This window comes from Paenibacillus humicus NBRC 102415 (assembly GCF_004000905.1).
GTDB classification, from domain to species: Bacteria; Bacillota; Bacilli; order Paenibacillales; family Paenibacillaceae; genus Paenibacillus_O; species Paenibacillus_O humicus.
Map to the genome: position 1 here is coordinate 38,833 of NZ_BIMD01000012.1, position 21,818 is coordinate 60,650.

Here is a 21,818-nt window from a genome sequence, read left to right on the forward strand (position 1 = left end):
TCGGCTTCACAACTCCTCTAGGTTTAATAAAGACCGCTCAGCTCCCATTGCAGGAGACTGATAGGCAAAATCCGGCTTGAAATCCCGCATGCGCTCCAGCATGCCGGGCAGTGCGGCTTCAAACTGCGAATGGCGGCTGCCATTGGCGCCCGACGGATGCGGAAAGCCCCAGAGCACTTGAGCTTCGGAAAGCCATCCGTCTGCGGCAAGCAGCCGCAGCGCCTCCTCGACGGCGCGGCCGAGGGGAATGATCAGAGGCTTGTGCATCGAGCTCAGCTCGGTCCCCATATGGCCAATCATGATCTCGGCCAGCAGCGGGCTTCGTCTCAGCGGCGGACGATGGCCCGAGTAATTCGCCCCGTCCATGAATACCGGACAAGGCAGCACCGATGTCGTATGGACCAAGCGGTGATCCAGCAGGGCAAACGGCTCCCCTGCCGGGAAATGCAGGTGTGCCTGCGCGGCAGAATTCTGCTCCTTCATTCCATCCGCAGCCTCATGCCCGTCAAGGCCGGCCGGAGAACCAGCAAGCCCGTCGGAGGCTGGCGAATGCTTGCCAGCCGGTTCACGAGCCGCGCTCTCCGCCGCTTCCCATTCCGCCAGCTTGCCGGGAAGGCCGAGCCGCTCCAGCATGGCCAGCAAGTCGCGCCGCATCGATCCGGCGAATCTCGCTTCCCGCTTGGCCATCAGACAAGCCCCGGGGGCATCCCGGCCATCGAGCAAGGCGCGGCGCATCGTCCGAAGCGAGATTTCCATCTGCCTCCAGCCGGGAGTGAGTCCGGCAATCAGAACTTTCGCCCGGCTGCTTGCGATTTCATTATGGGGAGCGTAATATTCCTGCAGTCTCCCCGAGCTCTTCAGCAGCAAGCCGGGGACAAGCAGCTCGCCGCGCTCGTACCGGTCCCGCTCCGGCAACGACGCCATCACTTCCGCCGCACGGACGAACGCATCCGGGCGGCGCAGGCGATCCAGCCCTTGCAGCCCATAACCGCCGAGCTCAGCCATGGCCGAGCCTTGAGCGGGCCAGCTCCATCGGCTGCTGCCTTCTCCGCCGCAATCCGCTCTCTGCAGCGGGCTGCTGCCGCGATACCGTTCCCATCCGGCATGGTCCATTCCCGCCATTTTTCTTCTCCCCGCTTTTCCTCATGCCGATCTTCTTCCCATTATACCCATGCAATGCTGACAGCTTGTTGTCAGGAAACAAAAAATTCATCAACGCAGCCTCGCCTCAAGCGTTAGACGCCGAAATCCGGCTAGTAGAGCGGAAATGCAAAAAAACCGGGCTGCCCGCCCGGCCGATTGCCGAAAACCTTGCTCCGTCAGGAGCTCTTCCGCTTCCCCAGTCCCCGTTCTTCCATTTTCCCGCCGGGCAAAAGCCCGCCTGCGCGAGCGGAAGAATCCGAATCGGACGTGCCGGATTGACCCACTCCGCCCATCGCATCGATGAACAGCTTGGCATACTCCGGGTCCCACTGGGTGCCGCTGCCTTCCTCCAGAATCCGGAGCGCACGGTCGATCGGCATCCCGCGCCTGTAAGGGCGGTCGGAAGTCATCGCATCGAAGGCGTCGGCCACGGCGATGATTCTGCCCATCATCGGAATATCCATCCCGCTCAGGCCGTCCGGGTACCCTTGGCCGTCATAGCGTTCATGATGGGATCGGACGCCGGGCAGGAAGGCGGCCATCGCCTCGGCAGGCTCGATCTGCCTCAGGATGTTCTCGCCCATAACGGTATGGAGCTTGATCTGGTCGAACTCCTCGTCGGTCAGGCGGCCTTCCTTGAGCAGCACGCTGTCCCGGACCCCGATCTTGCCGATATCATGCAGGAGAGCGGTCTTGTGCAGCGCATCTAGCGTCCATGCATTCAGGCCGGCGGAGCGTCCGATCATGAGCGCGTACCCCGCCACCCGGTCGGAATGGCCCGCCGTATAGGTATCACGGGCATCGAGCGCGGCGGCAAGCGTCGAGAAGTAGCTCTGCAGCAGCTGCTCGTTCATCTTGGCGCGCTCCTCCAGGCTGCGGATCATATCGTTGAACCCGTCGACGAGCCGGGAGAATTCATCCGAGTACAGATCCGGAACGGTAGCGCCCAGATCGCCTCGGCGGACCTGCTGCATCGTCCCGTACAGCTCCTCGATCGGCTGCTTGATGTTGCGACCGAGCAGCCAGGCGGCAAAGGAAGCGAAGCCCAGGCTGACGATCAGGACGAATCCCGACCAGCCCCAATCCTGATTGTGATGGCCGCTGCCGTGGACAGTCTGGCGGATCTGCGTGGAGAGCAGGAACAGGATGACGGGCAGCGTTCCGATGACGAATACGCTCAGTTGGAATTTCTGCTGGATCGGCACCAGCACCTTGCCTTCAAGCGACAGGCCGCTGATTCCCGCCTTGACGGCACAGTCGCGGATTTGCACAAGCACCGGCCTTACCGCTTGGACCGTCAGGAAAAATTCCACGAGCGCATGCAGGCAGGCGACGAGAAACGAAGCGATCGCGGCAATGCTCAGGAAGTAGGGCTTGAGGGTAAGCCAGCCGAATTCCACGCTGATGGAGGCCAAGATGAGAGCGGGTACTATGAAGCCGAACAAATGCGGCCCTATGATTCGCAACACGGCGAGCATCGGCAGGCGGTGGGCTCTCAGATAAGCTGCGCGGATCTCCGTTTCACTGAACTGATCCGCCATGAACAGCTTGCGGATCGGCTTCAGATGGCTGCGGAACACAAGTCCCTCCAACGATCCCATGATCAGCAAGGATACGAGCAGCACGGCGGTCACAACGGCCAGCTGCTCGCCCTCGACGCCGAGCGTAATCCATATGACAGCTCCTCCTACACCCAAAACGGCCAGGAGAGAGCCAGCCCAATAATTGCGGATAAGATTCCGTTGAAAATGACGGTAGCTGCTGGACAACATGAAGACCTCGATTCCGTGCGCCTTGCCTCGGAGCACCTTACATGAGCGAAGAGGGTCCCAGCCTCAGTGCCGGACCTATTGCTCTCCTTATTATCGCCCGTAGAGTTGTATTTTGTTAGATTTTGGCGAAATTAATGATTGTTTGTCGAATAATAGCCTTTTCTTGCTTATTTTCCTAATAAGCGCCAAAGACGGCACCAGGAGCGCAGCCTCGGCTGACGCTGCACCCGGTCGACTTCCGCATAAGTCGTCAGCTCGATGCCGGCATCCCGGATCGCATAACGGAAGTCGGCATCCTGCGGAAGCAGGAATTCCCACTCCCGTTTTTCCCAGGAAGGTATGATGGCGGCCATCGCCGGATCGGGCACGGCGGGATGGATATACGTCTCGACAATGCCTTCCGGCAGGGCGTACAGCTTGCGAATCATCATCTCCTTGAAGGAATCGTACGTCTCTCCGGGCTCCGCATGATAGGAATGGCTGACCAGATAGTCGGGAACGGGAACATTCAAGGCATCCGCCAGCACGAGGACCTTATCCAATATTCCTTGGGCTCCCGGTATCGAAGCCAGGAACTGATCCCGCTCCCAGATCCGGCGGAACAACCGGTACGGCAGCCTTCTCCGCGAGCATTCCCGCAGCGCCATCGGGAGAAAGCTTCTGCCCGTAGCGAGGCCGAACAGACTGCCCATGTGATTGTCCGCATGGGAGACCGGGATGCCCGCCTCCCGGATCGCATCGAACTGCGCCCTCATCTCCGTGCGAAGCTCGCGCGCATCGACGCGGCGTTCGAACGCCTCCACGGTGAGATGCAAGTACCCTTCCGCGTCCTGCAGAGACCTGCCTCCGGTGAGGCTGCCCCATCTGTACCCGGGAAATTCGCTCGTGAAGGTCAGATGGGCCCCGATATTGACGGCGCCGGTCCGCCTGCACCATGCCGCCGCCTCGGAAAATGCAGGGGCAGGCGCCATGATTGTGGCCGAAGAGACAAGCTTCTCCTCCAGCAGGCAAATGATCGCTTCGTTGGCGGCCCGGCTTTGGCCGAAGTCGTCGCAGTTAAGAATCAGCTTTTTGCTCCCCATGCCGCTTCTCCTCCCGGTACAGCAATGATATCGCCAGCGATACGGCCATGAGGCCGAACGGCACGAGACTGATCAGCCAGCGGAAGGCCTGCTCCGGATCCGGTCCCGGGTCATGGCCGCTGACATAGCCGAACATGCGGCCTACAATCCAGAAAGCCACAGCGGATATGAGCCCGCTGGAACGGTTGATGAACCCTCCGACTGCGGTATAGACCCCCTCCCGCCGCCGCCCGGTGCGCTCCGCATCCTGATCGATGATATGCCCGTTCAGCACCGCCGGAGTCACCAGAAATCCGGCCAGACCGAAGCCGATCGAGATTCCCGCCGCGATCCCCGTCCCCAGGCTTCCCGCGAACCAGAGCGGAATCGCCGTGACTCCGTACACGGCAAGCGACAGCCGCCAGCTGCGCAAGCCGCCGAGACGCCGGGCAATGAGATACCAGACCGCGACCAGCGGAATGACGGAAACGAATACGGAGGCAAGCAGAATGGAAACCTGGCTCTCCGGAATATGCAGGGCATACTTGGCATAAAACGGAATCATGGAGCTGAGCAGCCCGTTCACCGTTTGGGCGAACGAATTCGCCAGATGGAAAATCCAGAAATTGCGGTTGCGCAGCGTTTCGCGGAAAGCTTGCCGCAGCGGCAGCGGAGACGGGACGCGGGCTGCGGGGCTCTCCTGCAGATGCTTCAGAAAGACGAGCATGCATAGAAGGAAGAGAGCGGCGTATGCGACAGACATGCCGCTGAAGCCGACCGCTTTGAACAGCAGCGGCGTGGCCGCCGTGCCGATCAGGATGGCCAGCATCTGGAAGCTCTGCTGGACGGCGGAGGCTTTGGCCCGGAGCGCGGCTCCGGCGAACAGCTCGGGAAGGAGGGAGCCGTAATTGACCCAAAGGACGGATGAAGCGCTCTCGAACAAAATCAGCACGATCAGAAACCACCAGAACAGCTCTCCGGCAGCCGAGGCTCCGGACAGCCCGGGCGGGACGGAGAACATCAGCACGAACAGGATGGCGAATGCGGGGAGTCCTCCATAGAGCCAGGGCTTGCGCCGGCCTCGGGGAGACCGGGTCCGGTCGGACCAGTAGCCGAGAAGCGGCTGGTTGACCGCATCCCATACGAGATAGACCGATCGGGCCAGCGTCGCAAGACCGATGCCGAGCCCCAGCTTCTCCACGTAGTAATAACTGTAGAACGACGTGAAAGCCTGGCTGGGCACCATGATGGCGAACATTCCTAGCGCGTACATAAAGGTGGAATTCACGCGTTTGGACGACATGATTCACACTCCCGGCTGATGGAATTGCGGCAGCTCCGCAGCGGCTCCCGATGCTCTATATTACTTCACGGTCTTCCAGAAAAATCCTTCCATAAGTTTATTATAATCATTATAAAAAAGTATTGACTATCAAATTAGAAACGTATAAAGTTTATGGCAACAGAATGAACTCATACATGGGCGCTTATGCCGAAAAATTCGAGCCGAAGGAAGGGGAGCTTGCGATGAACAGACTTACGACGAACCAGGGTGTCCCGATCGGAGACAACCAGAATTCCAGAACTGCCGGACAGAACGGCCCGACGCTGCTGGAGGATTACCAGCTGCTGGAGAAGCTGGCCCATTTCGACCGGGAACGCGTGCCTGAGCGCGTCGTCCATGCCCGCGGCGCAGGCGCGCATGGCGTATTCCGCACGGCGGCCAGCATGAAGCGCTGGACCAAGGCGGCGTTCCTGCAGGATGCCGGAACCGAGACGCCGGTCTTCGTCCGCTTCTCCACCGTCATCCACGGCCAGCATTCCCCCGAGACGCTGCGCGATCCTCGCGGCTTCGCCGTCAAGTTCTATACGACGGAGGGGAACTACGATTTTGTCGGCAACAACCTGCCGGTCTTCTTCATCCGCGACGCGATGAAGTTCCCGGACATGGTCCACTCCCTGAAGCCGGATCCAAGCACGAACCTGCAGACAGCCGACCGCTACTGGGATTTCATGTCGCTGACTCCCGAGTCCACCAACATGCTGGTGCATTTGTTCTCCGACGAAGGCATTCCCGCGAACTACCGCGAGATGCGCGGCTCCAGCGTCCATGCGTTCAAATGGGTGAACGAGCATGGCAACCGCGTGTACACCAAGCTGCGGTGGGTGCCGAAGCAAGGCGTGCGCAGCCTCAGCGCCGAGCAGGCGTCGGAGATTCAGGGCCGCGACTTCAACCACGCCACGCGCGACCTTATCGACGCCATTAACCGCGGCGACTTCCCGGAATGGGATCTGTTCGTCCAGATCCTCGATCCGGCCGATCTCGATTCCTTCGACTTCGATCCGCTCGATCCGACCAAGGATTGGTTCGAGGAGGATATCCCTTACGTGCATGTCGGCACGATGGAGCTGAACCGCAATCCCGACAACGTCTTTGCCGAAACGGAGCAGGTCGGCTTCAATCCCGGCGTCGTCGTCCCGGGCATCGAGCCGTCCGAGGACAAACTGCTCCAAGGACGCCTCTTCTCCTACTCCGATACGCAGCGTTACCGGATCGGACCGAACTACTTGCAGCTGCCGGTCAACTGCCCGTTCGCCCAGGTGAGCAACAACCAGCGTGACGGCGCCATGCAGCACGGCAAGTTCAGCGGCTCCGTCAATTATGAGCCGAGCCGCCACCTCGACGCGCCTCAGCCGGATCCGGCCTATGCCGAAGCTGCCGCTCCTCTCGAAGCCGGAGCTGCCGCAGGACGCCAGCGCATCGCCAAGACCAACGACTTCGGCCAGGCCGGCCAAGTGTTCCGCCGCTACTCCCCGGCCGAGCAGGATGCGCTTGTCCGCAACCTGTCCGCCGATCTCGCCTCCGTCGAGGCGTCCACACAGCTGCGCGCGATCTGCAACTTCTTCCGCGCCGATGCCGAGCTCGGCAAGCGGCTGTCCGCGGAGCTGGGCGTCGATCTCACTCCTTATCTCCAGCATCTGGGCTGATTCGGCCTCCTGTCTCCCTCCGCCACCCGGCGGGAGACAGCGCCTTGGACATAGATAGCCTATTTCCCCAACACCTCGGAACGGTATAAAGGGCAGCCGCCAGTCTTGAACAGGACTGGCGGCTGCCCTTTTTTTCGATGAACAAGAGGAATCCGTTCTTCTGGAGTGCAGAATGGAAGCCCGACATTTGAGCCTCATGCAGCATGGAACCGGCTTGCTTGCGACAGCTTGAAGCATCCTCCAGCAACATTCGATGTTGTTCATCGATCGAGCGGGGCTGAGACGAGCGGCCGCCATGGAAGCATCTTCTGAATCCAAGCGGCGGCATCAAGCGTATAAGGGGAAACCAATGTCCGCCGCCCGAGGCGGGACTCCCGAAAGGAAGTGCGCTTTTTTGGAAGCCTGGATTACGGAGGTCATGGACAAGTTCGGCTACGCCGGCGTCGCGCTGCTGATCGCCCTCGAGAACCTGTTCCCTCCGATTCCCTCCGAGGTCATTCTTACGTTCGGAGGATTCATGACGACACAGACCAGCCTCACCGTGACAGGGGTGGTCATCGCCGCCACGATCGGCTCCGTCTCCGGAGCGCTGATCCTATACGGAATCGGCGCCTGGCTCCATGCCGAGCGGCTGGAGCGGATCGTCGAACGGTACGGCCGCTGGCTGCGCCTCAAGCCGGAGGATGTGCGCAAGGCCGACCGCTGGTTCGACCGCTATGGCCCATGGGCGGTGCTGCTCTGCCGGCTCGTGCCGCTCGTGCGCAGCCTGATCTCGATTCCGGCCGGCATGTCGGGCATGAATCTGCCCCTGTTCCTGCTGTATACGACGATCGGCTCGCTCATCTGGAATATCGTGCTTGTAAGCGTCGGCGCATCCGTCGGAGCTTCCTGGGAATCGGTCGTCGGGTTCATGGACGTCTTCTCCAACGTCGTTTATGGACTGCTCGCCGCAGGCGCCGCCGCAGCCGTCTATTTGTTCTACCGCAGCCGGAGCAGGAGCAGGAGCCGCCGCTGACGACGCTGCATCGCCAAAAAAAGCAGGAGGGGCCTCGCCCCCTCCTGCTTTTTTGCCGTCAAGTCCTCGTCCTGCTAACTCCATCATGCTTCCGAAGCCTTCAGCCCGGCTCTCTCCGCGCCGATTCGTCTCAGCGTACGCCGGCGGTATGCCATACTCCATAAGGCTCCAAGTCCAAGCCCGCCATATAGGAGCAGGCCGGATACGGCCAAAAAAGTCTCGACGCTCAGAACGAAAACCAGCCCTGTCCTCAGCAGGCTTTCCGACAGCAGCAGCCCTCCCCAGAACACGGTCGACACCCGCGAGGCCCGGCGGTATTCCGCAAGCTCCCATCTCTGCTCCATCGCTGCGGCATCCTCCGCCGGCACGAACCTCGCCGCCAGCCGGTAGACGAGCGGACGCCGTCCTGCCAGAGACAGCAGGAAAGCGGCTCCGGCAGCTCCCGTGACCAGCGACTCGCGCAGCAGCACGGCCCGCTCGCCGCCTCCGGCCAGCGCCGCTCCCGCTCCCAGCACGAAGAGCCCGGCCATAAGCAGGCCGAATGCGTCCGGCTTTCTGCGCCGCGTCAAATGCCACAGCTGCTCCAGCAGCGGGAGGCAGGTCGCGATCAGCAGCGCCTGCAGCCCGGTCATGCCCTCGCTCAGGATACGATACGCCATAAAAGGCAAAACCGCATTCATTAAGATCGTCGCCGCCGCTCCGGCAGGAATCCGGCGCAGAGCCCTGACTCTCGAACCCGCCATCCAATCCATCCACTCCCGTTGTCGAATGAACTTAAGCTGCATGATGAATCAGCGAAGCGCCTTTGAGATCAGCGAAAAGATGTCTGCCGACGCCAATCCGTCCTCTTGTTCCAGCGTCCCCAGCGTCCGCATGCCATAGCTGAATACGATGAACAGTCCGGCCATCTTCGCGGCGTCGATCTCCCCCGGAATCGCCCCTGCCTGTTGGCCGGTCTCGATCCAGCGGCGGCTGAGCTCCAGATTGAACCGGTGAAGCTCGTTCATCATGGCTTCGATTTTGGGATTGTCGATTTGGCTGAGCAGATACGTAAAGATTTTGTTGGTGACGGCATTCCGGTCCGTATTGCGCTGGATCGCCTCCGAGATCATGCGGATGGGAGGAGTCGCCTCTCCTTTGGGCGCTTCCGATACGGATTGCTTGAAGCTCTCGTTCATCCGGTCCATCTTGGCTTTCAGAATCAGGCCGAACAGCTCGTCCTTGCCCGATACGTAATGATAGATCGCGCCCTTCGACAGCCCCGAGCGGTCGATGATGTCCTGCATCGTCGTCTGGCGGCAGCCCTTCTCCTGAATGATCTGCTCCGCCGTATCCAAAATGAGCTGGAAGCTGGAGGTTCGGCTTGCGGGTTCGTTCATATATCGTCCTCTCCTTCAGCTGTCGGTTATGGTCTTCTTATTGTATACCAACCGTCGGTCCGGTCAACCCAACGTCGCGCCCCTTCGATCTGCGGATGATCCACTCGGCGACGGCCAGATTGACGAGCCAGCACAGCCAGCTCACAGCCTGGTAAGCCGGTGTGAAGGAGCCGAGCAGCAGCACCAGAGGTCCCAGCAGGACACGCAGGGATACGCCTGAAAAGGTCAGGGCATAACTGCGGATCATCCAGCGGCGGTGCTTCCCGATGCGGCCAAGCATCGCCTGCCTGACGCCATGAATCGTCGTTGCCAGCCATAATGCGTCCATAAGGAGGAAGCCGGCGCCGGCGATCCGGCCACCGCTGGCCTTGAAGGCCAGATACAGGCTTGCCAGGCTGCTGAGCGCTACGGAAACCGCATAAATCCGACCGGCGAGCCGGTGCAGCCGCGCCCTTCTCAAGGACGGCGAGCGGGTCCGCCCTGCCTGCCCGGCCGCAGGGCGCAGCAGCGCGTACAAGCCGCTGAGCATGGCGGCGCTTGCCGTGACGATGTGGACATACAGCATGTAGATCCACGGCGTGTAGCTGAACCCCGCCGACTGCAGCTTGTAATTGACGAACCCCGCCTGCCTCGCTCCCGCAATGCCGTACTGCACCAGCACATAGCCGAACACGAGCAGCAGCGCGGCGGCAGTGAGCGACCAGATTCCCATTCTCGACTTCAACGTCATTCTTCGATCTCCTCCTGCCTCATATGGACTGATGGGCCATTTGCCGCGGGTAGCGCAGCGCTACGAGAAGGGCACGTCCAAGGAATATTCCCCCGATGCCAAGCAGATAAGGCACGAAGGGAAGCTCATGCGACAGCTCCATTGGAATCCCGAATGCGCTGGCCGCGCCGAGCTCGATGCCCAGCCTCAAAGGAATGGAAAAGAGCCAGACTGCCGCGCCCGCAACGGAGCCCCGTATGACCCACACAGAGCCCTCTTGGAAGATCAGGCTCAGATGGCCCTGAAGCAGGCCGATGCCTATCCCCATCAAAGCTTCCAGCAGCAGCAGAATACCTTCTCCCTCTCCAGCCTCAGCGCCGGAGGAAGCCGCGAGAGCGCCTCCCAGCAGCAGCATGGGAAGAACGAACAGCCTGGCGCTCAATAGTCTGGTTTTCAGCTGCGATCGCAGCATCAGGAGAAAGAGAAGGGAGATGACGATCGGCGACAAAATGGCTGGCATGCTAGCTCAGCTCCTTTCTCCGAGTCAAACCGGCCGGTCTACAGGAAGTGTAGCGGCCGATCGAATCCCATTGCTGCTGCGTCATGTCTTATCTCTCCCTTTAGGCTTTAATAAATTTCCATACCGACCAGCGGTCTGTTGTTACTAGAATACAAACCGACCAGCGGTCTGTCAAGAGGGGATGAAAGAAACGATTTATTTTGCCCTATCCTTCCGCTGCCGCAGAACGCTCCGCGCTTCTCCGCTTTCTTCCCCTTTGCTACCTCTGTCCGCGCAAAAAAAAGAGCATGCCTCCAGGCATGCTCTTTTCTTGGATTATCGGCGCTTCCGGACCGAAGAAGCCGGAATTCGGAGCTCTTCCCGGTATTTGGCTACGGTCCGGCGGGACAAGGCAATCCCTTCTCCCTCAAGCAAAGCCGCGAGCTGCTGGTCCGACCAGGGATGCGCCTTGTTCTCCGCGCCGATCATGGCCTTGAGACGCTGCTTCGCGGCCGCAGCTGCGGTCCCATCGCCGCCGTCCGGGGACAGGCTGGCGGAGAAGAACGAGCGGAAGCTGAACACGCCGTGCGGCGTCTGTACGTATTTGCCGCTGACAGCCCGGCTGACCGTCGACTCATGCAGATGCACGACGGCCGCGATATCCGCAAGCGTCATCGGCCGAAGGGCTGAAGCGCCCGCTTCCAGAAAGCCCGGCTGTCCGTCCATGATCGCTTGAAGGACTCTGCGTATCGTCCGCCTGCGCTTCTCCAGGCTCTGCATGATCCCATAGGCCGACCGGTAGCACGCCTCCAGGTAGGCCCCCGCTTCCCCCAGCCTGTCTCCGAGCAGCCGGCCGTAACCGGAATCCACCGACAGCCGCGGCTCCCAGGAGGCATTGAGCTCGATGCGGAAGCCGGAGGGCATGCGCTCGATTCGGGCATCGGGAATGATGGTCTGCGGTTTGCCTGGACATATGCCTGCGCAGGGGCGCGGACTCAAGCCGCGGATATAATCGCGGATCTCGATGACCTTGGATCGGCTCAGGCCAAGGGATGACGAGACGGCCTCCCACTTTTGGCCGGCCAGCTGGTCCAGATGCCGCTCCACCGCCACGGCGGCCAGCGCCGGGCTCCGGTCGTCGCGGGCGATCTGGAGCAGGAGGCACTCCTGCAGGCTCCTCGCCCCGACCCCGGCGGGATGGAGCGATTGCAGCCACCGGAGCGCTTCCTCCGCCTCCGCCTGATCCAGTCCCAGCTCGGAGGCGATCTCGCCCAGATCCAGCTGCAAATAACCGTCGTCGTTCAGGTTGCCCGCCATATAAGCTGCTGCCTGATGGATGCGCCGAGGCAGAGACAGCAGCCGCAGCTGGCCGGCCAGCTCTGCCTCCAGCGTCGGCTCGGCCTCTGCAGCGCGGGAGAGCGGATTCCCGGGGAAGGAGGATGCACGGCCGCTGCGCAAGGCGCCTCCGGCGCGGGTGCCCTCGTACTCCAAAACCGGATTCTCCGCAGCCAGCTCCCGCACATAGCTGTCCAGCTCGCATGCGGGCAGCGTCAGCATATGGATCGATTGCCTGATCTCCGGCGTTACGGCCAGCCTGAGCCTCTGCTCCTGGCGCAGCTCCAGTCCTGTCATCATCATCCTCCGCCTCCTTGATCCAGACTCTCGCGGCGCTTCATGCCCCCAGTATACCTAAGGGGAGCGGACGATAACAGTCCCGCTCCCCGCTTTGATTCCACTGCGCTTTCCCCGGTACGAGCCGCTTTCTCTCCGGATCGGCCGCTTTCCCTCAGGGACAGCTGCCTTTCTCCCCGGATCGGCTGCTGCTCTCAGGAACAAGCTACATTTTCTCCGATACGAGCTTCGCTTGCGTGAACAGAAGCAGGTAATCGCGTCCGCCCGCCTTGGAATCGGTGCCCGACATGTTGAAGCCGCCGAACGGATGGACCCCGACGAGAGCGCCGGTGCATTTGCGGTTGAAGTACAGGTTGCCGGCAAAAAATTCGCGGCGGGCCTTCTCCAGGTTCTCCCGGCTGCGCGATATGACCGCTCCAGTAAGGCCGTAATCCGTATTGTTGGCGAATTCGAGCGCCTCGTCGAAGGAGGACGCCTTGATGAACGCGACAACCGGCCCGAAGATTTCTTCTTGCGCGATGCGGGCCTGGGAGTCCACGTCGGCGAAAATCGTCGGCTCGATGAAATAGCCGGACGGATCGCCGGTGCCGCCGCCCGTCACGAGCCGGCCCTCCTGCTTGCCGATCTCGATGTACTCCTGGATTTTGCGGTAGGCGTTCGCGTCCACTACCGGACCGATATGGGAAGCCGCCTCGGCCGGGTTGCCGATCCGGAGCTGCTTCGTCAGCGCCGTTACTTTCTCCAGCACCGTGTCGTAGACGTCCTCATGGACGATCGCGCGCGAGCAGGCGGAGCACTTCTGTCCGGAGAAGCCGAACGCCGATGCCGTGATGGCTTCCGCCGCCAGGTCGAGATCGCTGTCGGAGTCGACGACGATAGAGTCCTTGCCGCCCATCTCGGCGATGACGCGCTTGATCCACTTCTGGCCGGGCGCCGTCTTCGCCGCGCGCTCATTGATGCGCAGGCCCACGTCCCGGGAGCCGGTGAAGCTGATGAAGCGGGTCAGGGGATGCTCGACGAGGTAGTCCCCGATTTCTCCTCCAGGTCCGGGCAGAAAGTTGACGACGCCCGCAGGAACGCCCGCTTCTTCGAGCAGCTCCACGAACTTCGCCGCAATGACCGCGGTCGGGCTGGCAGGCTTAAGGACGACGGTATTGCCGGATACGAGCGCGGCCGTCGTCATGCCGGCCATGATGGCCAGCGGGAAGTTCCACGGCGGGATGACGATGCCGACTCCGAGCGGCATGTAATAGAGCTCGTTGTCCTCATCCGCGAGGCGGGTCAGCGGCTGAGGAGCGTGCAGACGCAGCATTTCACGGGCGTAGAATTCCATGAAGTCGATCGCTTCGGCCGTGTCCGCATCCGCTTCCGCACGGTTTTTGCCCGATTCGAACGTCAGCCATGCGGAGAACTCATGCTTGCGGCGGCGCATGATCGCAGCAGCCTTGAACAGGCAGCGGGCGCGGGACTCCGGAGCCATCGTCCTCCAAGTCTTGAACGTGTCGGATGCCGTCTGGATGGCGCGTTCCGCAAGCTCGCGGTCCGCCTGGTGGACGCGGCCGACAACCTGCTTCGTATCCGCCGGATTGATGGAATCGAGCAGGCTGCCTGTCTCGATCTTCTCGCCGCCGATGACGACCGGATAGGTTTGGCCGAGCTCGGCCTCCACCTTTTTCAAAGCTTCGTCGTAGGCTTGGGCGGTCTTTTCATCCTTGAAGTTGGAAAACGGCTCGTTCACAAATTCCTCTCTCATGGTACATCCTCCTTGGATATGTTCTCAGCCCTGCGTCTGCATGGCCGGCTCCTTTTTTTGTTTCTCAACATAAGTATTCAAGCAAGTTTCATGCCAACTTCAACTCTTTGTTGATGCAAAATGTTTTTTTATTTTTCAAGCTCGGCTTCCTCGATGTTGGCACGGCGCTTGCTTCTATTATTTGCAGGCAGCCGATTCCCGGCGACAAGGCTTCGGGAATCTATTTTTTTCGACGGAGAACGGAAGGGGCAATCGAGGATGGAAATCGGATCCGAGCTGTACCGCAAAACCTTGCTTACCATTACGGGCAACAGCCTGGTAGAGAAGCTGACGCTCAAATACGGCAAGAAGCTTGCCGGCAAATTCATAGCGGGGCAAGAGCTTCCCGAAGCGATAGACGCCATCCGGGAGTTGAACGGCAAAGGCATCATGGCCACGCTGGATCATCTCGGCGAAGGAATCAAAAGCATGCGGGAAGCCGAAGGCTACCGCAAGGAATATGTCCGGCTCGTCCAGGCGATCGCCGCAGCCGGAGTCGTCTCCAACATTTCGCTGAAGCCGACTCAGATGGGCCTCGCCCTCGATCCCCAGGCTTGCTACGAAAACATCCGGCTGGTCGTAAAGGAAGCGCAGCAATGCGGCAACTTCGTCCGCATCGACATGGAGGACACGCCGTTCACGCAGGCGACGATCGACATCGTCAAGCGTCTGCATGCCGAAGGGCTGACCAACGTCGGCACGGTCATTCAAGCCTACCTGCACCGGACCAGGCAGGATATCGAGGACATGATCGAAGCCGGGATCCGGCTGCGCCTTGTGAAGGGAGCCTACAAAGAGCCCGCCGAGGTCGCCATTCAGAAGAAATCGGCCGTCATCGACAATTTCAAGGACATGATCCGCACCCATCTGGACCGCGGCATCTATACCGCCGTCGCGTCCCACGACGATACGATCATCGACTGGACCAAGAAGTATGTGGAGGACAACGGCATCTCCAAGGACGCCTTTGAATTCCAGATGCTGTACGGCCTCCGCATGTCCTACCAGGCCGAGCTCGCCCGGCAAGGCTACCGCGTCCGCTGTTATGTGCCTTACGGGGCGATGTGGTACCCCTATTACACTCGCCGCCTGGCGGAGAAGCCAGCCAACCTGATGATGGTCCTCAAAAACATGTTCAACTAGTTCTCTCCAAAGTGTCTAATCCATTAGACACTTTGGACTTTTTTTGACATGTCTTGCCAGAGACATTTCGGTGCAAGCCCCTTGGAGGCGAGAGCCCGCCTCCAAGCGAACCGTTCTCCATGCAGCACATAGGGGCTCGTCCGATATGCTCATGGCGCAGACGGCAACGAAAACGCTTCGGAGAGATCGGCTTCCCGATCGATTCGGCGCCTTAGCCTTTCTAGCCCTCGTTTCATGCCAGGCTGCATCCCTCCCAAGGGATTAAGCAGCCTGTTTTTTTGCGTTTCGACCGAAAGTGTCAAAATTTTTGTACACTTTTCGCCGCCAATTCTTATAATAAAGATAACGGTTACATCTGAAACCGCGGATGAGGAGGGATAAGATGAGGCACCAGCTTCCTGCAGGCTGCAGCATCATGACGCAAGACTTTGCCCTATGGACCGAGGAAGAGGCCGGCTCCGGCATTTTGCCCCAGACGGGCATCGTTACCTTCATCCGCACCGCGGAAGGGCTCTATGAGTGGCTCGTGCCTGGAGCCCCCGGCAATTCCGGCCGGATCGCGGTCCATGCCGTTCCGGAAGGAACCGGACTGGACGAGCTGGCCGCCATTGCCGGGGACTGTCCCTACGCGCTGCTTACCGGGACATCCGGACAGCCCTGCGGCATCGTCCGCATGAGCGATGTCCGCCGGGAGCTTGCGCTGGCCTACCGGCAGCTCAAGGCGGGCTTCGACGCGGCTCTGGAAGCATCGGAGATTGCGATTACAGTCATCAACGAGCACAGCGAGGTGATCGCATGGACCGCCGACGCGGAGCGGATGTTCGGCATCCGCCGCGAGGATATTCTCGGCAAGCAGGCATCGGACTTTTTCCCCAGAGAGCGCCTTCAGGTGCTGCGCACGCTGCATACGGGCGACGCCGTCCGACAGATGCAGCATCAGCCGCGGCAGGATATCCATGCCATGATCAACGCCCGCCCGATCGAGCTGGACGGCAAGGTGATTGGGGCGGTAGCTGCGGAGATCGACATCACCTCCCAGATCCGCATGAACAAGCAGTTGTTCACGATGGCGGCCAAAGTCCAGCATCTGGAGCGGGAGGTCGCCAAGCTCAGCCCGACGAGCGATCCTTTCGCCCCCATCAAGGGAACGAGCGCGGCGCTCAAAACCTCCGTCGAGACGGCCCGCAAGATCGGCTCCACCCAGGCGACCGCGCTCATCCTCGGCGAAAGCGGGGTCGGCAAGGAGCTCTACGCGCGCGCCATCCACGATTCGAGGGAGAAGGCCGGAGCCCCGTTCATCGCCATCAACTGCGGCGCCATCCCTCCTTCCCTGTTCGAGAGCGAGCTGTTCGGCTATGAGCGCGGAGCGTTCTCCGGCGCCGATCCGAGAGGCAAGAAGGGCAAGATCGAAATGGCCGGAGGCGGCACTCTTTTTCTCGACGAGATCGGGGAAATGCCTCTCGACATGCAGGTCAAGCTGCTGCGCGTGCTGCAGGAGAAGAAGTATTACGCGGTCGGCGGCTCGGCCTTGAAGCAGGCGGATTGCCGGATCGTCGCCGCTACGAACCGCGATCTCAAGGCGATGATCGGCGAGAATAAGTTCCGCGAGGATCTGTACTACCGCCTCAATGTCGTCACGCTCGACGTGCCTCCGCTTCGGCACCGGAAGAGCGACATTTATGAGCTGATCCAGACCTTCCTCTCGGAATTCTCCGTCGCCTACGGCCGATTCATCGAAGCTTGTCCGAGCGAAGTGGTGCAGGCGATGATGAGCTACGATTGGCCCGGCAACGTCCGAGAGCTGCGCAATGCGGTCGAGAGGCTCGTCATTCTTTCTTCCGACGGAGAGCTCAAGCCGGAGTACTTGCCGGGGCCGGTGCTGAGCGCTCCGGGCTCGGCGGCTCCGGCTGCTCCCGTCAAGGAAGCGCAGGCCGGCGCCCGGCTGCAGTCCATGAAGGACGAGGTCGAGAAGCAGAAGATTCTCGAAATGCTGGAAGCCGAAAAAGGCAACAAGCGGGCCGTCGCCAAAAAGCTCGATATCTCGCGGGCGACGCTGTACAACCGGATGAAACGGCTGGGATTGCCGCTTTAGGACATACCGACGGAGCACGGAATTGTCCCGATGCCGGGCCAAGGCCGGACCGATGCGCCGGCGGAGCCTGAGGCCGACCGCTGTGCGCTTCCCCTGCGGGACCCAAGCAGAAAGAGGGGAAAGCGATATGCATTCGATGAAAATCCGGATTCCGAAGCGTGAAGAGGCCGCGTCGATGAACGCTTTTTTCCGGACCGTAATCACGGATACGTTTGCCAAGGAAGGCTTGAACGATCACGCTGAAGACCTGGAAAATGAAATCGAAAGCAAGCGGCTCCGCCTGGAGCGCTGCTTCGAGAGCGAAGGCGGGGAAGTTCATTTCCTGGTTGCCGAGGTCGACGGAGCCCTTGTCGGTTCCATCGAGCACGGTCCGCCCAGCAGCCTGATTCTCGAAGTGACCGATGGCCGGTACGGCCATCTTCCGGAGATCGGCACCGTCTTCGTCCATCCCGCCTACCAGCGGCGCGGAATCGGCAATTCTCTCTTTGAAGGCGCCTTCGCTTCCTTGCGGGAGCGGGGCATCGACGAATTTTGCCTGGACAGCGGCTACAGGAGCGCCCAGCGGATCTGGACGAAAAAGTTCGGCGAGCCGGACTTCCGGCTGCGAGACTACTGGGGAAAAGGCGAGGACCACATGATCTGGAAAAGAAAGGTGCCGAGCCCCTGATCCCTCCCTTCCATTTAAAAAGGCCATCCGCTGCGCAGTCAGAACCTGATGCGCGGCCGATGGCCTCTTTTCGCATGGAATGCCGCCGCTACCAGCTCATCAGCAGCCGCTCGATGTCTTTTTCATCCAGCACATCGCCAATCTCGACCTGCATGCAGAGCAGCTCCGTGACAGCCTTCACTCCGTGCCTGGCGCCAGGAGGAAACCGCATCACATCCCCGGGTCCGACCGTGTAGATCTGATCCTCGAGCATGAAGCGGCCGGTCCCGGACAGAACCGTCCACACCTCTTCCTTGCGCTCATGCAGATGGTAGCTTGTGTGGCTGCCCGGCTGCAGCTCCACGCGCCGCGTCAGCACCGCCCCGTCCTCCGTCTCGGCGTAATCGATCGTCCGGCATATTCCCCATCGCTTCTCCTCGTACATGGGCAGCCGCGCCTGCTCGCCCAGCATGCTCTTGATGCGGCTCGCCTCGCTCTTGCTGGCGACGAGAATTCCGTCCGGGCTTGCCGCCACGATGACATCGCACAAGCCGATCACATGAATCGGGCTGCTCAGCTCGTTGATCAGATGGGTGTTGTGGGAGCCTTCAGCGACATGTCCAGGCCCGATCACAGTGCCGTCCATATGGCTGACGAACGTCTCCCAGCTGCCCAGATCATGCCAAGGGCCCTCATAGAGAAGCGCCGCCCGGCGGGCGCACCGCTCGACGACCTCCTCGTCGAAGCTCGACTCCCGCAGCCCGCGGAAATTCTCTCGCCGCTCCCCGTCCGCGGCCAGCCGATCGTCGCCGCTCATCCGCTCCAGCATATAGCCGAGGCGAAAGGCGAACACCCCGCAGTTCCAGAGCGCCCCCCGGCGGATCAAGCTTGCGGCTGTCGGCGGATCGGGCTTCTCCGCGAACCTTTCGACAGGAAACCAGGGCAGCTCCTTGCCGTCCCCTGCCGCCTCCTTCTTCCCGCGCGCGGCACGCTTCTTCCGCTCCGGAACGATATAGCCATATTGGCTGGAGGGATGAGAGGGGGCGGTGCCGACGAGAGCGATGTCCGCGCCCGCCTGCTCCAGCGCCTGCGGCAGCCGCTGCAGGAGATCGAAGAAATCGGACTCTACGAACAAATCGACGGGCAGGACGCAGACGATCTCATCCCGGTCTGCCTTCAGCTCGCTTGCGAGATAGGAGCATGCCTGCGCCACGGCGGCATAGGTGCCCCGCTTGCGGCTCTCCTCGATAATGGGAATGCCAAGCCCGACATGGCTCCGCGTGATTTCGGCCTGGCTGCGATGCGTCACGATCGCCGCTTGGGCGGCGAGGCCTGCCGCGGCGAGCTGGCGGCAGACGCGTTGGATCATCGACTCCAGGCGCCCGTCTTCGCCAGGAAGGAGCTTCAGGAACAGCTTGGAGCGAACGTCGTTGGACAGCGGCCAGAGCCGCTTGCCGGATCCTCCCGATAACAAAATGATGCGCAACTGATGAAGCCTCCTTGCTTCTTGACCTGCTTGCATTCTCTATGCGGAGCGGCTTGCTTGCTCGGGCCGCTCCGCTGCCTGCTCACGGCTTCCTTGCCCGCCAGACCCCTTGCGGAACAAACATCTCTCGCCGGGACGGAACAGCCCAGCCCGGCGCCTGCCGGGATGAAGTCGCGCTTCCCCCCGCCATTCGGGCCGATAAGGCTCGCTTCGGCGTTCGGCGAGACGGCCCGGGCTTAGTTCCGGACGCCCGGACCGGCAGGCGCTTTCCGGGGAAAGCTCCAGCCGGCTGCCCCTTCTTGCCGGAGCGGACCGCTTCGAGCGCTTTCGCCAGAGCCTCGCCGGCCTTCCGCCAGCTCATGCCCATCATATCGCGGCGCCCCTTGGCTCCCTTCTCGCGGCACAAGGCCGGATTCGAGCTCGCCTTGCGCATCTGCACCTTGAGCTTGGAGGCATCGGCCTCTGCCCACAGCTGGCCCTTCTCGGCGAACAGGCTTCGGAAGGTATGGGAGATGGCGGACGGCTTGCCCATCGAGGCGGCGGGGCTTTTGAGCGAGTAGGGAACAAGAAAGGAATTGGAAGGCTTCAGGAAATCCATCTGGCCGCCCCATGCCGTCGCAATGACGGGAACCCCGCTCGCCAGCGCCTCCATGAACGGCATGCCCACCCCTTCGCCGCGCGTCGGCAGCACGAAGGCGGATGCAGCCGTATACAGGCCCCTGAGCTCCCGAGAACTCATGCGGCGGGTGAGCAGGACGAGCGGCGCGGTTGGATGGGCGATGCGCAGGGAGCGCCGATAGCGCCTTATTTTCTCCCGAATCCAAGCCCCGCTCTCCCGAGCTCCGTACCCGCTGGTTTTGATGACCAGCAGCACGTTGTCCTTGTCGGTGAACTCTTCCCAATAAGCTCGAAGAAGCGCCTCCGGATTTTTGCGGTGCTGGAACCCGAACACGGAGAGGAAGACGAATCGGCCTTTGCTGCCGGGAATTGGGAAAGGCGGATTGGACGGCCGGAATGCAGTCGTGTCCACCCCATGGGGAGCCAGGTGCAGCGGCACCTTCACCCCGCTGTCGCGCATCGCCTTGAGGTTATGCCGGCTCGGGACGATCACCGCGTCGTACCGGTTGATGGAGGAGCGCCATCGTGCGGGAATGCGGGTCGTCTCCCAGACGGTATTCAGGACAACCTTGTCATACCGCCCTCTGGCTGCCGCCGGATTCATCGTATGGGGCGGATAATGGTAGACGAGCATGCGTCGGCCCTTGCTCTTGCGCCCCCCGTCATGGACGCCCATGCCGGCACGGGCCTCGACCCGCCACCCCTGCCTCCGCAGCGCTTGCGCATATTCCCTGCTGGCGCTGCCAAGCCCGCTGCCGCGGCCGATCGGGCCGCGCCAATCGATATGCACGGCCTGCTTCGGCGCTTTGCTTCCTCCCGTCCCTCCCTTGCTCCGAACCCGCCCAGCGCGGGCGTCCATCAGCCGCGGCCTCCCTTCAAGGCAGCGGCTTCTCTCGGCAGGAAGGTCCGGCCCCGCAAGGACAGCCGCCTGTTCCGGCCCGCTGCCTTGCTTCCGCTGCGGACGTAGCCTTTGCGTTCATGGAAGCTGACGGAGCGGTACTTCGCCGCAAGCTCCTTGCTGCGCTGCGGCGTCAGCCGGCTCGCCCGCCCATGCAGCCCGCGGTTCAAAGCTGTGCGAAGCTGGACGCTGCCGGGGTAGCGGCTGTAGACAAAATTCCCGTACGTCTCATACTCGCTGAAGCCAAACTGCTTGGTCCTGTCGATGCTCTTGAGGATGGCGCGGTGCCAGCTCATGCCGTGCCGCCGCTCGATATCGCGCTTCAGCTCCCGCAGCTTTCTTTTCTCGAACAGCATATAGTGCGTGACGAGCGAACGGGGAGCCGATGGAGCGCGTCCCATCAGCTTTTTGTACGTGCGGAAATACTCCGGCTGGCTCCAGCTTCGGGTATAAAATGTCGTCCGCCCTCCCGAGCGGAACGAATGGGGACGAATCAGCACCGTATCGGCGTCGAGAACGAGAAAATGCTCGGCCTTGACGATCTTGTCGCCGCTCAGCTTGAGCAGCTGCTGAAACAGCCAGCCGGAACGGTCCCACTTGGCCGAGCGGTAGGTGATATCTTTTTTCGTCAGGGGAAGCACCGTATTTTCGTCCACGAACCTCCACCCATGGGTGGAGCAGGCCGACTGCATCGCTTCCGTGCGCGGCGCGACGATGACAATCTCGCCGACGGGGTGCAGAGATTGGCGGCGAACGGCCTGGACGGCATGCGGCAGCGTCCCCAGGTCCTTCTCGATTGCGGGGATAAGCACGTCGATCCGGGCGGCGGCGCCGGATCGGGCGGAATGGCTGGTCATATAATCATCTCCTGTGCTGGGAGCTCGCTCCATGGCTTTGCCACCAACATATGCGGGCGCCTCCCGCTGCGGTTGGGCAAGCGGCGCG

General features: G+C 61.5%; 18 protein-coding genes. 5 read left to right on the plus strand and 13 right to left on the minus strand.

All coding sequences use genetic code 11. From position 1 onward, the window contains the following. Positions 1 to 6: 6 nt before the first annotated feature. The 4 genes from PHU01S_RS10080 to PHU01S_RS10095 all read right to left on the minus strand — a co-directional run bounded on the left by PHU01S_RS10080 (position 7) and on the right by PHU01S_RS10095 (position 5,279). Entirely contained in the window at positions 7 to 1,122 is a 1,116-nt protein-coding gene (locus tag PHU01S_RS10080; RefSeq protein WP_127507454.1) for a hypothetical protein, read from the minus strand. Between the two features lie 197 nt (positions 1,123 to 1,319). Beyond that, complete coding sequence (locus PHU01S_RS10085) at positions 1,320 to 2,840, minus strand: HD domain-containing phosphohydrolase (RefSeq protein WP_307721794.1); 1,521 nt, start codon at positions 2,838 to 2,840, stop codon at positions 1,320 to 1,322. 242 nt (positions 2,841 to 3,082) lie between these two features. Continuing rightward, positions 3,083 to 3,997 carry a polysaccharide deacetylase family protein gene (locus PHU01S_RS10090; protein WP_021879026.1) on the minus strand — a complete coding sequence of 305 codons (915 nt, stop codon included), beginning with the start codon at positions 3,995 to 3,997 and terminating at the stop codon, positions 3,083 to 3,085. Then, positions 3,972 to 5,279, minus strand: coding sequence for an MFS transporter (locus PHU01S_RS10095; protein ID WP_049868481.1), 1,308 nt, complete (start codon positions 5,277 to 5,279; stop codon positions 3,972 to 3,974). The genes PHU01S_RS10090 and PHU01S_RS10095 overlap by 26 nt, the downstream gene beginning before the upstream one ends. Before the next feature lie 224 nt (positions 5,280 to 5,503). Here PHU01S_RS10095 and PHU01S_RS10100 point away from each other — a divergent pair, with 224 nt between their 5' ends. Both PHU01S_RS10100 and PHU01S_RS10105 read left to right on the plus strand, forming a co-directional pair. Then, the gene (locus PHU01S_RS10100; protein ID WP_048745242.1) at positions 5,504 to 6,964 is read left to right on the plus strand and encodes a catalase; all 1,461 of its coding nucleotides are present in this window, start codon (positions 5,504 to 5,506) and stop codon (positions 6,962 to 6,964) included. A 394-nt stretch (positions 6,965 to 7,358) separates the two neighbouring features. Continuing rightward, positions 7,359 to 7,979, plus strand: a complete 621-nt coding sequence (locus tag PHU01S_RS10105; protein ID WP_048745230.1) for a DedA family protein — start codon at positions 7,359 to 7,361, stop codon at positions 7,977 to 7,979. 83 nt (positions 7,980 to 8,062) lie between these two features. On the opposite strand, the gene PHU01S_RS10110 is transcribed toward PHU01S_RS10105, so the two are convergent. The 6 genes from PHU01S_RS10110 to pruA all read right to left on the minus strand — a co-directional run bounded on the left by PHU01S_RS10110 (position 8,063) and on the right by pruA (position 13,951). After that, the gene (locus tag PHU01S_RS10110; protein WP_307721795.1) at positions 8,063 to 8,764 is read right to left on the minus strand and encodes a VC0807 family protein; all 702 of its coding nucleotides are present in this window, start codon (positions 8,762 to 8,764) and stop codon (positions 8,063 to 8,065) included. 6 nt (positions 8,765 to 8,770) lie between these two features. Next, positions 8,771 to 9,358 carry a TetR/AcrR family transcriptional regulator gene (locus PHU01S_RS10115; RefSeq protein ID WP_021879021.1) on the minus strand — a complete coding sequence of 196 codons (588 nt, stop codon included), beginning with the start codon at positions 9,356 to 9,358 and terminating at the stop codon, positions 8,771 to 8,773. Positions 9,359 to 9,395: 37 nt separating this feature from the next. After that, complete coding sequence (locus PHU01S_RS10120) at positions 9,396 to 10,088, minus strand: DUF2306 domain-containing protein (RefSeq protein ID WP_048746861.1); 693 nt, start codon at positions 10,086 to 10,088, stop codon at positions 9,396 to 9,398. A gap of 19 nt (positions 10,089 to 10,107) precedes the next feature. After that, positions 10,108 to 10,587: a hypothetical protein gene (locus PHU01S_RS10125; protein ID WP_127507458.1), complete on the minus strand. Its 480-nt coding sequence runs from the start codon at positions 10,585 to 10,587 to the stop codon at positions 10,108 to 10,110. A 315-nt stretch (positions 10,588 to 10,902) separates the two neighbouring features. Next, a complete protein-coding gene (gene rpoN, locus PHU01S_RS10130) occupies positions 10,903 to 12,204 on the minus strand; it encodes an RNA polymerase factor sigma-54 (RefSeq protein ID WP_049868485.1) in 1,302 nt (433 codons plus the stop codon). A gap of 199 nt (positions 12,205 to 12,403) precedes the next feature. Further along, on the minus strand, positions 12,404 to 13,951 hold the full coding sequence (pruA, locus tag PHU01S_RS10135) for an L-glutamate gamma-semialdehyde dehydrogenase (RefSeq protein ID WP_127507460.1): 1,548 nt from the start codon (positions 13,949 to 13,951) through the stop codon (positions 12,404 to 12,406). 258 nt (positions 13,952 to 14,209) lie between these two features. On the opposite strand from pruA, the gene PHU01S_RS10140 reads away from it, so the two are divergent. The 3 genes from PHU01S_RS10140 (at position 14,210) to PHU01S_RS10150 (ending at position 17,892) form a co-directional block, all read left to right on the plus strand. Then, positions 14,210 to 15,133, plus strand: coding sequence for a proline dehydrogenase family protein (locus tag PHU01S_RS10140; RefSeq protein WP_127507463.1), 924 nt, complete (start codon positions 14,210 to 14,212; stop codon positions 15,131 to 15,133). Between the two features lie 382 nt (positions 15,134 to 15,515). Next, complete coding sequence (locus tag PHU01S_RS10145) at positions 15,516 to 17,225, plus strand: sigma-54 interaction domain-containing protein (RefSeq protein ID WP_246029199.1); 1,710 nt, start codon at positions 15,516 to 15,518, stop codon at positions 17,223 to 17,225. Positions 17,226 to 17,352: 127 nt separating this feature from the next. Next, a complete protein-coding gene (locus PHU01S_RS10150; RefSeq protein WP_127507467.1) occupies positions 17,353 to 17,892 on the plus strand; it encodes a GNAT family N-acetyltransferase in 540 nt (179 codons plus the stop codon). An 88-nt stretch (positions 17,893 to 17,980) separates the two neighbouring features. On the opposite strand, the gene PHU01S_RS10155 is transcribed toward PHU01S_RS10150, so the two are convergent. The 3 genes from PHU01S_RS10155 to PHU01S_RS10165 all read right to left on the minus strand — a co-directional run bounded on the left by PHU01S_RS10155 (position 17,981) and on the right by PHU01S_RS10165 (position 21,730). Beyond that, positions 17,981 to 19,357, minus strand: a complete 1,377-nt coding sequence (locus PHU01S_RS10155; RefSeq protein WP_164763040.1) for a sugar phosphate nucleotidyltransferase — start codon at positions 19,355 to 19,357, stop codon at positions 17,981 to 17,983. An 82-nt stretch (positions 19,358 to 19,439) separates the two neighbouring features. Continuing rightward, positions 19,440 to 20,834, minus strand: a complete 1,395-nt coding sequence (locus PHU01S_RS10160) for a glycosyltransferase family 4 protein (protein ID WP_069202483.1) — start codon at positions 20,832 to 20,834, stop codon at positions 19,440 to 19,442. After that, a complete protein-coding gene (locus tag PHU01S_RS10165; protein ID WP_069202484.1) occupies positions 20,834 to 21,730 on the minus strand; it encodes a DUF6492 family protein in 897 nt (298 codons plus the stop codon). Before PHU01S_RS10165 ends, PHU01S_RS10160 begins: the two co-directional genes overlap by 1 nt. Between the last annotated feature and the right edge of the window lie 88 nt (positions 21,731 to 21,818).

Bases quoted from the DNA above. Each gene is read 5' to 3' on its own strand.
- PHU01S_RS10080 (WP_127507454.1), bottom strand. From the start codon at position 1,122: ATGGCGGGAATGGACCATGCCGGATGGGAACGGTATCGCGGCAGCAGC.
- PHU01S_RS10090 (WP_021879026.1), bottom strand. From the start codon at position 3,997: ATGGGGAGCAAAAAGCTGATTCTTAACTGCGACGACTTCGGCCAAAGC.
- PHU01S_RS10095 (WP_049868481.1), bottom strand. From the start codon at position 5,279: ATGTCGTCCAAACGCGTGAATTCCACCTTTATGTACGCGCTAGGAATG.
- PHU01S_RS10100 (WP_048745242.1), top strand. From the start codon at position 5,504: ATGAACAGACTTACGACGAACCAGGGTGTCCCGATCGGAGACAACCAG.
- PHU01S_RS10110 (WP_307721795.1), bottom strand. From the start codon at position 8,764: ATGCAGCTTAAGTTCATTCGACAACGGGAGTGGATGGATTGGATGGCG.
- PHU01S_RS10115 (WP_021879021.1), bottom strand. From the start codon at position 9,358: ATGAACGAACCCGCAAGCCGAACCTCCAGCTTCCAGCTCATTTTGGAT.
- PHU01S_RS10120 (WP_048746861.1), bottom strand. From the start codon at position 10,088: ATGACGTTGAAGTCGAGAATGGGAATCTGGTCGCTCACTGCCGCCGCG.
- PHU01S_RS10125 (WP_127507458.1), bottom strand. From the start codon at position 10,587: ATGCCAGCCATTTTGTCGCCGATCGTCATCTCCCTTCTCTTTCTCCTG.
- rpoN (WP_049868485.1), bottom strand. From the start codon at position 12,204: ATGATGATGACAGGACTGGAGCTGCGCCAGGAGCAGAGGCTCAGGCTG.
- pruA (WP_127507460.1), bottom strand. From the start codon at position 13,951: ATGAGAGAGGAATTTGTGAACGAGCCGTTTTCCAACTTCAAGGATGAA.
- PHU01S_RS10140 (WP_127507463.1), top strand. From the start codon at position 14,210: ATGGAAATCGGATCCGAGCTGTACCGCAAAACCTTGCTTACCATTACG.
- PHU01S_RS10145 (WP_246029199.1), top strand. From the start codon at position 15,516: ATGAGGCACCAGCTTCCTGCAGGCTGCAGCATCATGACGCAAGACTTT.
- PHU01S_RS10150 (WP_127507467.1), top strand. From the start codon at position 17,353: ATGCATTCGATGAAAATCCGGATTCCGAAGCGTGAAGAGGCCGCGTCG.
- PHU01S_RS10160 (WP_069202483.1), bottom strand. From the start codon at position 20,834: ATGGACGCCCGCGCTGGGCGGGTTCGGAGCAAGGGAGGGACGGGAGGA.
- PHU01S_RS10165 (WP_069202484.1), bottom strand. From the start codon at position 21,730: ATGACCAGCCATTCCGCCCGATCCGGCGCCGCCGCCCGGATCGACGTG.